Raw genomic sequence first — 12975 nt, 5'->3', positions numbered from 1 at the left:
TTCATTTTACCATAAATTAGTAGAGCTTTCAAATCTCATCTCTACCTGCCAGAAGACAAGATTTACCAGATTATCTAAAAAGGACTGCTTTCCAGCTTTTGACTAGAAAGACAGTCCTCGTGCTTTTCAGAAATATTAGGCAATTAAACAGATACCAAACGTTTTACTTTTAATCCAACTCCAACAAGCATAAGTAAACCACAAATGTAATAAGCAATAGGCAATTCGATTATACGACTCCAGAATTCTTCTCCTAGAGCCAGAATGGGTAAGCAATAAAAATACAATGTAAGCATAAAAGTCATGACAAAAATAATCAGTTGAATATTTTTATGACCTTGATAATTAATGAAAAAGAAAGCTAAAAATATTAGAATAGAGGACAAGGAAAACAAGTTTTGGCTGAAATACCGCCAACCTGACACAAGGAAAACAGAATAATTTTCACTGTCCGTAGTATATGCAAACGGCAGTAACATACACAATATGAACAACAATCCAACTGCATGAGTGATATATCTTTGCATAACCTTTACCTAACTCTATATTTTATTAGCAATAAATTGAAGTTTGTCAAGCACTTGATATGTATATTATGATATATAATACCGAGATTGTAAAGTATTCCGATGTATTTTTATTAGATTTTTGGATATTATTACACCGTTTAGTTTTACTTCAACTTTTCCTTGACCAACTCCGCCACCTTATACGGCACGCCAGCTTCTGCGATTTCCTGCAAGCTTGCTGACTGGATATTGCCAATAGACTTGAAATGCTTCATCAAAGCCTGTTTGCGTTTTGGTCCCAAGCCTTCTATGCCGTCCAATTTGGATGAGAAGGAATTTTTTGACCGAACCTGACGGTGAAACTCAATGGCAAAGCGGTGCACTTCATCTTGAATCCGATGCAGGAGGAAAAATTCCTGAGAATTACGGGGCAACTCAACTACTTCCAGCGGATTACCAAAAAGCAACTCGTGTGTCTGGTGCTTGTCATTCTTCTGCAAACCTGCAATGGGAATGGACATACCCAACTCCTGCTCGATGACCTGCTTGGCAACATTGACCTGGCCCTGACCACCGTCAATGATAATCAAATCAGGCGGTGTCAAACCGTCACGAAGCACCCGACTATACCGCCGCTGCAAAACTTCCCGCATGGAAGCATAATCGTCTGACCCCTCCACCGTCTTAATCTTATACTTGCGGTATTCCTTTTTATTAGGCACCCCATTTTCAAAGACCACCATAGCCGACACAGGACTGGTCCCCATGATGTTGGAGTTATCGAAAGCCTCAATCCGCACAGGCGTCGGAATCCCCAAAAGCTGACCGATATTCTCCACCGCACCGTAGGTCTTCTCCAGATTTTTCTCCAACAGATTAAACTTCTGCTCCAGACTAACACGCGCATTCTTGGTCGCTAGACTGATGAGCTGCTTCTTCTCGCCACGCTGGGGCTTGATGACCTTGGTATCTACCAGAGCTTCTACGGCTTCTTGGTCAATATCCTGCGGTATCAAGACCTCTGAGGGAATCAAATGTTGCTGGTCCCTGTAAAACTGACCGATGTAGGTCAAAAAGTCTTCGTCCGCATCATTATAGTATGGAAAAAGATTGACATTCCGCTCAATCAGTTTCCCCTGCCGAACAAAGAAAACCTGTACACACATCCAGCCCTTGTCCACATAGTAGCCAAAGACATCTCGATTTTGCAAGTCATGAGCCATCACACGTTGTTTGGTCCGCAGGGTGGAAATGGATTGCAGGACATCTCGGTATTCCGCAGCCTTTTCAAATTCCAAATTGCCAGCAGCTACCTTCATCTTTTCCTGCACTTCCTTGACAATCTTATCATCATGACCTGTCAAGAACTGGGCCACTTCCTTACTCATCTTGTCATAGTCAGACAGGCTGGGCAGGTTTTCTCCATGGGCCAGACATTGCCCCAAATGATAATAAAGACAATACTTGTTCTCAGGCAATTTACATTTGCGGAAAGGATACAGACGCTCCAATAGCTTGAGGGTCTGGTTGGCCGCCCCCACATCTGGATAGGGACCAAAATACTGGCCGCCATCCTTCTTAATCTGCCGTGTAATCATCAACCGTGGATGACGTTCCTTGGTAATCTTGATAAAGGGATAGGACTTGTCATCCTTGAGCATAATGTTATAGCGAGGCTTGTTTTCCTGAATCAGATTGATTTCCAGTAAGAGGGCCTCGATATTGGAATCCGTCACGATAAATTCAAAGTCGGCAATTTCAGATACTAATGCCTCTGTCTTGGTATCATGGGCACCACGAAAATAAGACCGTACCCGATTGCGCAGGTTTTTGGCCTTGCCCACATAGATAATCTTTCCGTACTTGTTTTTATGGAGGTAGCAACCCGGACTGTCCGGCAGCAACTCCAACTTATGCTTGATCAAATCGTTCATAGGTCTATTATAGCAAATTTTCTGATAATCGAGCTTATTCCACTCCATTGTATATAGTCTTTTAGTTTACTTTTAGTACTCGCTTCAAAGGTTTGGGGAACCTTTGAAGGCTGGAAATAGCGCGAACCAAGTTCGCTTCAAAAGCCGCAGGCATAACTTAATGCTTTCTAATTTCTAGGCATTGACCAGCTGAGGTACTTCGCTTTTTTTTGTTTTCAGGCAAGGCGAGTTCAAACAATCCAGTGGAGTGTTTGAAGTTGGAAATAGGGAAACGAAGTTTCCTCGTACGTCGAAGTAATAAAAGAAAAACTAAATGACGATACTCGACTTCTTGGAATATATCCGCATCTATACTACAAAAATATTGATAGAAACTATTGCTTTTGTACTAATTCAGCAGTATAATAAATGTAATTAATTGTATATATTATTCGGAGAACATTGGAATACGGCTCGGAATACCTAGCAAGCTCCTACTTTTAGTTCACGAATAACAAGGAGGTTACTATGATACAATTTGACCATATCACAAAAACATACGGCGAAACAATCGCACTTGATGATCTAAATTTGACAATTGAAAGCGGCGAGATTTTCGGTTTAATCGGTCACAATGGGGCAGGAAAAACAACGACAATCAGTCTATTGACTTCGATAATCGAAGCCAGTTACGGAACTATCTCTGTTGATGGTTTAAACCTAGAGAAGAACCGTGATGAAGTCAAGAAACGGATAGCCTACGTTCCAGATTCGCCAGACATCTTCCTACACTTAACAGCTTTTGAATACTGGCACTTTATGGGCAAGGTCTATGGTGTAGAAAAGGATGCAGTTGATGACCGTATCGCTAAACTATCTAGTCTATTTGATATGACCGCGCGCCAGCATGAGCCTATTGATAGTTTTTCACACGGTATGCGTCAGAAAACCATTATTATTGGTGCATTGATCCCTAACCCTGATATTTGGATTTTGGATGAACCCCTAACTGGACTGGATCCTCAGGCCTCTTTCGACCTAAAACAAATGATGAAAGAACATGCTCAGTCTGGTCACACCGTTCTATTTTCTACACACGTCCTTTCAGTAGCTGAACAACTCTGTGACCGCATTGCTATTCTCCGAAAAGGGCAACTCATTTTCGTAGGAAGTCTAGATGAACTCAAATCACAGTATCCAGATAAAGATTTGGAGACCATCTATTTGGAATTAGCTGGACGCCAACAAGTGAAGGCAGGTGAGGAAGAATGAGTAAATCCATCATTTGGGAACTAGTAAAGATTAATATTCTTTATTCCAATCCTCAACTTCTAGCTTCCGTCAAGAAGAAACAAAGCAAGCGCAAAGACGCCTCCTTTTCAGCCTATAAAAGTGTCCTCTTGCAACAAGTATTTATGGTTTTGAGTTTCGGACTTCTCTATTCTGTCTTTTTCATGGGAGTAGATTATAGTCAGTCCATCGGTTTCTTTTCTCTGCAACTAGCGCTCTTTACCATTATTGCCATTGTCTATGGTTTTACAGGTTTCTTCTCCGTTTTCTACGATAGTAAGGATACAAAGTTGTATTTAGCACTTCCCCTGAAGCCACAAGAAGTCTTCCTCGCTAAAATCCTCTCTGCACAAGGGATGGTCTTACCCTTCCTCATGCCGTGTCTGTCTTTACTTCTAATCACTTACTGGCAAATTGGCGGTCCGCTCCTCGCCTTAGCTTCCATTCCTTCCTTTTTGATTCTCTGGATTTTAGTTAATTTAGTCAATCTGATTATCATGCACTTTGTCGGGGAAGTTCTGACAAAAAGCCCTCGTAAAACATTGATTTCTACAATCCTGATGACAGGTTCTTCCTTGCTGGCTTTTGCTGCACTCATGTTCCTGCAATCTCAGCAGACCGTTTCACTCGAATCTGGTGGCTTTGTGGATTTTCCAATCATACCTATATTTGCTGGATTCCATTACTTGGTCAGCCATACTATCTCACTAGAAACACTCCTTCATTTTGGACTTCCTCTCATTTTGATGATTGGACTTATTGTGTTTGCGTTTAAAACTGTCATTCCCAACTACTTTAATCAAGTTTTGGCAATTGAAAATGCTTCGACAAAACGGACCAATAATGCTAAATCTGCCAAGATTCCTAGCAATCTCAATCAGGCTTTAGTGAAACACCACCTATCTACTCTTAAAGATAGCAACCTCATGGTCCAAACCATGATACAACCAATCATTATGGGAGTGGCGCTTTTTCCAAGTTTTAGCCGTTTCACAGAGAATGGTGGTCTGAGTTCAGTTGAATGGGATTTCTTTGGTATTGCTCTATTAGCTGGATTCTTGCTTGGCAGTCTATTTGCTGGTTCTACAACCTTCATCGGAGTGGCCATGTCATTGGAGAAGGAAAATTATCATTTCATTCGAACGCTTCCTATAAGTTTCAAAAAATTTATCATCCAAAAATTCTGGGTATTGGCTGCCGTGCAATTTGCACTACCGACTCTACTTTACTTTGCTTTGGCTCTAGGTTTCATGAAAGTCAAATTCATTCTAGCATTCTTCTTTACAGTCGGCATCATTATCTCAGCCCTGCTAACTGGTCAGATTTATTACTGGCGTGACCAACGACTCCTCATGCTCAACTGGCAAAATAGTAACCAGTTATTCGGTCGCGGAGCGGGTCAATGGTTGATTGCTGGATCGATCATAGGAACAATGTTTCTCGGAGCCATCATTCTAGTTGTCAGCATCATATTAGCTGGCACTATTGGTGCTGCTTATGTAAGCTCAGCCTTGATGACCTTACTGCTCATCCTATCAGCTGCTCTTCAACTATATATCTACAAAGCTTATTGGCAAAAACTAAAATAGATTGGACAAGGCATTGTCCAATCTATTTTAGTTTTCTGCGTAATATTCCTGACCGTAGCCTTCTACTTCAGCATTGATTTGCCAAGAGATACCAAACTTGTCTGTTACATTGCCATAAGCAGGAGACCAAGGAACTGCTTGAAGTTCCATATTGATAGCAGTTGCATCTACGGATAACTTGCTATATAGTTCCTGCGCTGTCTCAGCATCATCTGTGATAAGCGCAACTGTAATATTGTCACCTACTGTATAAGGCATTTCTGGGTTGTTGTCTGACAACATAAACCGTTGACCATTCAAACGAAACTGTGCATTCATCACGTAATTTTCTAGTTCAGCAGGGCAGTCTGGTAAGAAATCTTTAAATAGATTTACTTGCTCCACTGTTGCCCCAAGAGCATTCTTATAAAACTCGATAGCTTCCAAACCATTACCATTAGTAACCAAGTATACTTCCATTGCTTTAAGCATGATGGACCTCCAAAATCATGATGGTTTATTATATCACGAGTTAGTTATACGGACAAATTTTTCGACTTATTTCTGACTAAATGTAAAATTAGTAGTCTCCACCTGGTACACCAAAATATTCTTCCAAGGTCAAGCCTGAATTGTAAATATCTGTCGCTTCTTGACCAATATATCGCACATGCCAGGATTCTGCCATATAGCCTGTGCTAGATTCTTTTCCTGGAAGATAGCGGACAATAAAGCCATATAGATGTGCATTCGTAGCCAACCACTGAGAAGCATTGGGTTCTTCTAATAAATTACCACTTGTATCCAATAAATCAAAGGCTAATCCTGTCTGATGTTCACTATATCCAGCTCTTGCAGAATACGTATCTGCCGCTGCTTGTCCTTCCTGATTTACATAGGATTGGTAGAGACTTGCCTGAGTTTCATAGGAACGAAATCCACTGTAGTTATTGGAGATACCAAACCCTAGCGCCTGCATATCTGCTATTAAACGTTGAAAAGCTGCTAAGGCTTCAGGATTTTCGCCCGGTGCATAATCAGCTGCAAGCGGATGTTTTTTATTGGCGATAATCACTTCGCCATATTTTCCTTGTACACTATAATAGGAACCGTTAAAATTTACCTGAGTCTCTGTACTTGTTACTTCTTGATTCGTTTCCGCCGATGTAGAGCTGCTTGTTGACTGCTCCGAAGTTGTTGAAGTAGACTGACTTGAAGTAGTCGAAACAGTTGTTGACGAATTTTTTGTAGTATTGGCCTGATTTGTATTTTGATGACATGCTACTAGTAACAGTATTGTCGGCAAGCACAATAGAATAGTACGTTTCATTATCATCACCCCGTTCTTTTATAATTATGTCTATTGTAGCACAATCATAAAACTCCGTCTAATGACGGCTTATGATTTTAACTACTATTGATATTTTTAGTGTTCATTGAATTTCTCACGATTCTTTTCCTTCAAATAGTGGCATTCATGATAACATACGTGTCATAAATAGAAACACCAGCCTTTCGACTGGTGGACATATATGATGTTAAATAGTCGTATCACAAGTAAAGTGATTTATATACAAATAGTTTTTTAGGAAATACTGACTATATTTTGAAAAATCCGTCTTAGCTAGAGATACTGAACTGTAAGTACAACTAGATATCTCATCAGTAGTTTCTAAACAAACATTATTGTTGATTTTTAGATGACATTCCGTTTTTTAGGATGTCTTCTACCTTCACATCTGGTTTATTATTTAGCACTCCTAAAAATACAAGAATACTAAGGATGATACAAATCGTCTGCTCGATTTGGTTTAAGGTACGACTACATTCAATATTAAAATAACAAAATAGGACATTATCAACGAGCATCAATACCAACGAAATGAGTCCAATCCAAAACATATGTTTTTTTAAACGATTCTTTATTTGTTTCATATCTATACTCCTTTTTGATGTATAAAAATACATTTTAACATAAATAAACCGTTAATTCAAAAAAATATGGGATAAAAATATGATAAAGCAATCGAAAGAGACCATGTAGCAAAACTAATTCAAATGACTAAATATCCGCACAATAAAACGGGTGATGATACTGAGTTGATAGAAACTACATATCATCATCCGTTTGTCAGCTGTAGGGAGAAAGAAATGTTCTCCGATTAGCTTGATGTCCATTCTCTGCATTATTTACCCTGCAATAAACAACGAGAAGAAACTGGTACCAACCATATCCGCAAGAGCATGTCCTAAGAAATATGGCAATAAATTATCATTTTTCCTTGTATACATGTAGTAATAGAAAAGACCAAAGGCTACACCAATAACAAGAGCAGATACCATTCCTTGATAGGTATGGAAAGATATACGGACAATTGTTGAAAAGAGTAAGACCAGCGAACGCTTTTTCTTATCTGTACTCAACAATAAGCCTAAGAAAAAGAACTCTTCATAGAAGCCATTAAACAAGGAATAGATAACTGTGCTGTAGTCAACAGATAGGAAACGGTTGAGCACTGTCATAATATTCCAGTCATAGTAAGGCAAGTATCCGAGGAAATTATACCCACCTGACAGACCTGGAATATATGAAAAGGCTGTAAATGCCAAATCACTAATCAGACCAGCACCGATGAAAATGAGTGGTCCCCAGAGTAAAACTCTCCACTCTAATTTTACTTTTAGCTGCTTGAAATCATAATTCCGAATCAATAAATAAACTAGGGCAAACAGGAATAACTTTCCTTGATTGGCTAGAGCCCACCAATTATCGGCTGGACTAAACGATAGAATCCCTGTTTCAACGGTTTCTGTTGCGGAAAATGATGCTATCCATTGCATGGTTGAGGTATAAATAGCATTACCACATAAAATCGTTGTGATAATAATCAAATCTATCCAAGTGAGTTCTTTTAGGGGCTTGGTTGGACGAATGCGTCTCAGTAATCTTTTCACGTTTTCCTCCTTATAGTGTGTTTTTTAGTACAAATATACGAAAAATCTTATAGAATTTTAAAACATTTTATAGTAAGTCCAATAATTCTTGATAACTACTAATTGTATAGGTTGGAACTGCCTTACTCTTGTTTATCATATGAGTCGGATTGTACCAAACAGTATCCATACCAGCATTATTTCCGCCTTGAATATCTGCTGTCAAACTGTCTCCAATCATTAAGGCTTGGTCAAACTGAAAACCTGAAATCTGCTCTGCTATTTTTTCATAAAAATCAGCCGCAGGCTTTTGCGTCCCCATCTGCTCAGAAATAAATACTTCTTTGAAATACGATTGAATCGGTGAGTGAAGCAAGCGATTTTCCTGTATATAGGTCACGCCGTTGGTCGCCGCATAAATCTGGTAGCCTCGGTGTGTCAATTCCTGCAAAAGCTTATCTGCACCTACAAAAATTTGTCCCTGCCGCCCAATAAATTCTTGGTAGCGCAAGGCCATCTCCCTTCCATCAACTTGCCGACCAAAGTGGGCAAAGGTCCGTGAAAAGCGGGTATTGATCAGCTCTTTCTTTGTAATATTCCCTTTTTCCAAATCCTTCCACATGGCCTGGTTGAGCGGTCGATAGACTTCTTTAAAAGCTTGAATATCTTCAACCTCCATAGCTGTCAAAAACTGGGTTAAGGCTACTTCTTCTCCACGGCTAAAATCAAGAAGAGTATGGTCAAGATCAAAGAGTAAGTGTTTGTATTGCAAGATGATAAATCCTTTCTAAGCAGAAATTACTGAAGCGATGTCAGGCAGTATGTCTAAAGTATACCACAGTTTCTAAAAAAATAGCTCTGTGTCCTAGGTTCTATCATATTGTTTTTCAGATTTCATACTCTTTAAATATCAAAATTATCCATTGTCAACTTGCCTCGATGAGTGAAAAACTCCTGTGGGGCTTTTTAGCCTGTTGCCTTGAAATAAGAAAACAACAGAGTTCTGTCATCGGCTTCGTTTCCTAGGCTACTTTTGATTTTTATTGAGTATCAGCAGCCCTGGATACACCCATTTCCTCATCATATTATACAAGCACTAGTTTATTCAAGCAAAAAGACGAGGACTCGCAGAAAAAGGCAATCGTAGTAGCCTTAACTACACACGATTGCCACTGGTTGACTTAAAACTCTCGAACCTTCTCAATTTTGAAGGAATACTGGTGCCAAAATCCTATAAAAAACATTTCCTTGCGAATCTTTTTAATTCGTTTAACGAGGTTCAATAGTTACCTCGCGTCCTGCCAACGAAGCTGGTTCACCAAGATACCAAGTTTTAGCGTAATAGTTCTTCATGACTGCTACCAGAGGGAAGGAAGAGTTGGTATTTTGTAGATTTGTTACTTCTGTAACCAATTCATAGGTTGTCAGACCATCACTGCTAGGATTATCTATATAATAAATATCTGAAAACGCATTTTCATCTTTCCATTGGTTTACTTGCCAACTGCCTACACGTCCTGCTGACCAACCCCATTGGCTATCAAAGTTTCGTTCCCAATGTGTTTCTTTACCCTTCTTAAAGTGACGGTACTTGCTGTCTGAACCATTCTTATCATCATTAACATCGGTTGAGAATTTGTCCAACAAGTTTTCTCCTGTTTTCTTATTAACAAGTTTTTTCAATTGCATACCATCAGGGATAATAAAATAGTATCCCCCCTTATCATATCGAAGGTTCCAAAGGGTAGAATCAAAGTTTACCGTCCATTTTACTTCATTTTCAGAGTCTCCAATCGTTGCATCAATGGATACTGACTTTTTGACCGATTCGTTATAGTTAGTTTCTTGAATAGGATCCCCTAGAGAAAAGATAGGTGAATTTTGAGGGGTGTTATTTGTTATTTGCACATTTCCGTCTGACGCAATTGCTTTTACGGTTGGTGTCTGTGTAAACAGCAATCCTCCCAATACGGTAGCACTTAAAAATAAACTTGATATAATTTTACGTTTGCTCATAAGAGTCTCCTTCTTTTATTTGATCTATTTTTGCGCTAGCTACAAAAATATTGGCAAGCTAATCGTCCCATTTCTAGGCTATCCCTTCCTTACTAAGATGAGAGTCTCTAGCAAATAAAAGACTTTTAACTACTATCAGTATAACAATACAAGTAGTATTTTCTCTTGGAGCTATCCGTTTTTTTTCTATATTTGTCATTTAGCATATAGATGGTAAGACACACTCTAAAAACGTCCGATGCAAAATTTGCTCATCTAGATGTCATCAAAGCATGCAAGATTGTTTCGATGCTTTAAGCAGTATACAAAAAATCATCTCAAAACAGTCAGGTCAAGACCCATTTTGAGGTGTCATATGTCGTTCTAAAAATAATATTATGAAGACGTCGCAAGTCTTGTAAAATGCGATGTTTCCGCTTTACTTTTGACTCATCCCTACTCTTCCTTACTAATCGGTGCTAAGCTTGCCAAGACTTTTTTGAGGCCCATTTCTGGGAAATTGATTTTGAGTTCTTGGTTGCTGCCTGTGCCTGAAACTTCAAGGACTGTCCCTCGTCCCCATTTCTTGTGGACTGCGATGTCACCAACTGACCAGTTGGTGCCTGAGCTTGACGATTTGTTATTTGATGCGAAGGGCATACTGCCTCCGAGCTTGACAGATGGTTGTACGGATGCTTTTCGACTTTGCATGGCTTGTTGCAAGCTCATCCCTTGTCCAAACTGTGTCGCTCTGCCATTGACATAAGAAGCCTTAAAGCTAGTATTGGCTGGACGAGCGAGCCCCTGGTAGTCAAGCAGGTCACTGGAAATTTCTCGGATAAAGCGGCTTGGTTGGTTGTAGTTGGTGCGACCGAAAAGGAGTCGAGAATTGGCATTGGTCAGGTAGAGGGTCTGCTCAGCACGGGTGATACCTACGTAAGCCAAACGACGTTCTTCTTCCAATTCGTCCTCTTCTTCTGCTGCACGACTGAGTGGGAAGACATTTTCCTCCATACCAATCAGGAATACGACTGGAAATTCCAGACCCTTGGCCGCATGGAGAGTCATGAGGGTCACTTCTGAAGATTCTGTATCGCCATCATCTGTATCAGCAATCAGTGCCAAATCAAGCAGGAAGCGTGTCAACCGATCCAGACCTGTCTCTTCTTCCTCAGCATCCTTTTCATCAAAGTTTTTGGTAACAGAAAGGAATTCCTGAATGTTTTCTATGCGAGCATTGGCTTCCAGCGTATTTTGTGCGGCAAGGGCATCGATGTAGCCTGTTTGGTTCAATACTGCCTCAACTACTTGGGTAACCGTCAAGTTGTCTAATTGATTACGAAGATTATAGAGGAGATTGGCTAGGTCAAAGACTGCCTGTGCTGCCTTCCCTTTAATCGGCGACAACATAATATCCTGAGAAGCTTCTAGCAGGGACATGCTGTGACTGGTCGCAAAATCACGGAGTTTGTCAACCGTACCAGGTCCAACGCCACGTTTTGGCTCATTGACAATGCGTTCATAGGAGATATTGTCCGATGGATTTGCAATGATATTCAAATAAGAAATCACATCACGGATTTCCTTACGGCTGTAGAACTTGGTGCCTCCAACCATGGTATAAGGGATATTAGATTTGAGCAGGGCTTCTTCAATGGTACGGGACTGGGCATTGGTCCGATAGAGAACTGCAAAATCCTTATAAGCCTTGCCTTCTCGGTGCAACTGGTCAATCTGCCCTGCGACAAAAATCGCCTCGTCATTCTCATCTCTGGCACGATAGTAGGTAATCAAATCCCCTTGGGCATTCTGTGTCCAGAGTTTTTTGGGACGGCGATTGCGGTTGTTTTCGATAACCTCATTAGCAGCCTGCAAGACATTCTTGGTCGAACGATAGTTTTCCTCCAGAAGCACAACCTTGCTTTCTGGATAGTCCTTTTCAAAGTCCAGGATATTTTGCATATCCGCACCACGCCAACCATAGATAGACTGGTCCGCATCTCCGACCACGCAGATATTCTTGAAACGTGATGCCAGGAGCTTGACCAATTGGTACTGGGCATGGTTGGTATCCTGATATTCATCGACATGGATATACTGGAATTTCTGCTGGTAATAGGTCAGGACCTCTGGATTTTGGTCAAAAAGGCGGAGCGTCAACATGATCAAATCATCAAAGTCAACGGCCTCTGACTGTCTGAGTTCCTTTTGATAAGCCGTGTAGCATTTAGCAACAATCTGCGTGTATAAATCGCCTGCCTGGGCTTCAAATGCCTTGTCATCAATCAAGTCGTTTTTGGCATTGGAAATAGTTCCCAGGATAGAACGTTCACTCCATTTTTTCGGATCTAGATTGAGATTTTTCAAAATCCGTTTCATGAGACTGCGTTGCTCACCTGGGTCCACAATGGTGAAGTTACGGTTGTAGCCGATATGGTCAGCATCTCGACGCAAAATCCGCACACACATGGAGTGGAAGGTAGCAATCAAACAGTCTTGCGTAGCAGGATTGAGGGCGTAGGCCCGCTCCTTCATCTCACGCGCCGCTTTATTGGTAAAGGTAATGGCTAAGATATTCCAAGGATTGACCATTTTTTCATCAATCAAATAAGCGATTCGGTGGGTCAGGACTCGCGTCTTACCCGAACCAGCCCCTGCCATAATCAATAGCGGACCTTCCGTCGTCTGTACCGCTTCTGCCTGTCTGTCATTCATTCCGTTTAATAATGGGTTCATTGTCTCATACTTTCTCTAAAAAATCATTCT

General features: G+C 40.5%; 11 protein-coding genes. 2 read left to right on the top strand and 9 right to left on the bottom strand.

Annotated features, from left to right (window positions below; genetic code table 11):
• Positions 1-143: 143 nt before the first annotated feature.
• Together ODU46_RS05020 and uvrC are read right to left on the bottom strand one after the other, a co-directional pair.
• The gene (locus ODU46_RS05020) at positions 144-527 is read right to left on the bottom strand and encodes a hypothetical protein (protein WP_079268826.1); all 384 of its coding nucleotides are present in this window, start codon (positions 525-527) and stop codon (positions 144-146) included.
• A gap of 146 nt (positions 528-673) precedes the next feature.
• Positions 674-2443, bottom strand: coding sequence for an excinuclease ABC subunit UvrC (gene uvrC / locus ODU46_RS05015; RefSeq protein ID WP_398579336.1), 1770 nt, complete (start codon positions 2441-2443; stop codon positions 674-676).
• 507 nt (positions 2444-2950) lie between these two features.
• On the opposite strand from uvrC, the gene ODU46_RS05010 reads away from it, so the two are divergent.
• Together ODU46_RS05010 and ODU46_RS05005 are read left to right on the top strand one after the other, a co-directional pair.
• Complete coding sequence (locus ODU46_RS05010) at positions 2951-3694, top strand: ABC transporter ATP-binding protein (protein ID WP_205032413.1); 744 nt, start codon at positions 2951-2953, stop codon at positions 3692-3694.
• On the top strand, positions 3691-5301 hold the full coding sequence (locus ODU46_RS05005) for a hypothetical protein (RefSeq protein ID WP_024407051.1): 1611 nt from the start codon (positions 3691-3693) through the stop codon (positions 5299-5301). The genes ODU46_RS05010 and ODU46_RS05005 overlap by 4 nt, the downstream gene beginning before the upstream one ends.
• 27 nt (positions 5302-5328) lie before the next feature.
• Here the strand turns inward: ODU46_RS05005 and ODU46_RS05000 are convergent, their stop codons facing one another.
• The 7 genes from ODU46_RS05000 to pcrA all read right to left on the bottom strand — a co-directional run bounded on the left by ODU46_RS05000 (position 5329) and on the right by pcrA (position 12945).
• A complete protein-coding gene (locus ODU46_RS05000) occupies positions 5329-5772 on the bottom strand; it encodes a VOC family protein (protein ID WP_002935466.1) in 444 nt (147 codons plus the stop codon).
• Positions 5773-5860: 88 nt separating this feature from the next.
• Positions 5861-6616: an LD-carboxypeptidase LdcB/DacB gene (gene ldcB / locus ODU46_RS04995; RefSeq protein WP_398579335.1), complete on the bottom strand. Its 756-nt coding sequence runs from the start codon at positions 6614-6616 to the stop codon at positions 5861-5863.
• A gap of 347 nt (positions 6617-6963) precedes the next feature.
• The gene (locus tag ODU46_RS04990; RefSeq protein WP_024384420.1) at positions 6964-7215 is read right to left on the bottom strand and encodes a phage holin; all 252 of its coding nucleotides are present in this window, start codon (positions 7213-7215) and stop codon (positions 6964-6966) included.
• 255 nt (positions 7216-7470) lie between these two features.
• Entirely contained in the window at positions 7471-8235 is a 765-nt protein-coding gene (locus ODU46_RS04985; protein ID WP_398579334.1) for a CPBP family intramembrane glutamic endopeptidase, read from the bottom strand.
• 67 nt (positions 8236-8302) lie between these two features.
• Positions 8303-8986: a YjjG family noncanonical pyrimidine nucleotidase gene (locus ODU46_RS04980; protein ID WP_024384418.1), complete on the bottom strand. Its 684-nt coding sequence runs from the start codon at positions 8984-8986 to the stop codon at positions 8303-8305.
• A gap of 497 nt (positions 8987-9483) precedes the next feature.
• The gene (locus ODU46_RS04975) at positions 9484-10230 is read right to left on the bottom strand and encodes a translation initiation factor 2 (RefSeq protein WP_253218434.1); all 747 of its coding nucleotides are present in this window, start codon (positions 10228-10230) and stop codon (positions 9484-9486) included.
• A gap of 435 nt (positions 10231-10665) precedes the next feature.
• Complete coding sequence (gene pcrA / locus ODU46_RS04970) at positions 10666-12945, bottom strand: DNA helicase PcrA (protein ID WP_398579333.1); 2280 nt, start codon at positions 12943-12945, stop codon at positions 10666-10668.
• Between the last annotated feature and the right edge of the window lie 30 nt (positions 12946-12975).

This window comes from Streptococcus sp. 2020WUSS089, assembly GCF_044427405.1.
Lineage (GTDB): Bacteria > Bacillota > Bacilli > Lactobacillales > Streptococcaceae > Streptococcus > Streptococcus hashimotonensis.
The sequence above is the reverse complement of the archived record's forward strand: the minus strand, read 5'-3'. Positions and strand labels throughout refer to the sequence as shown.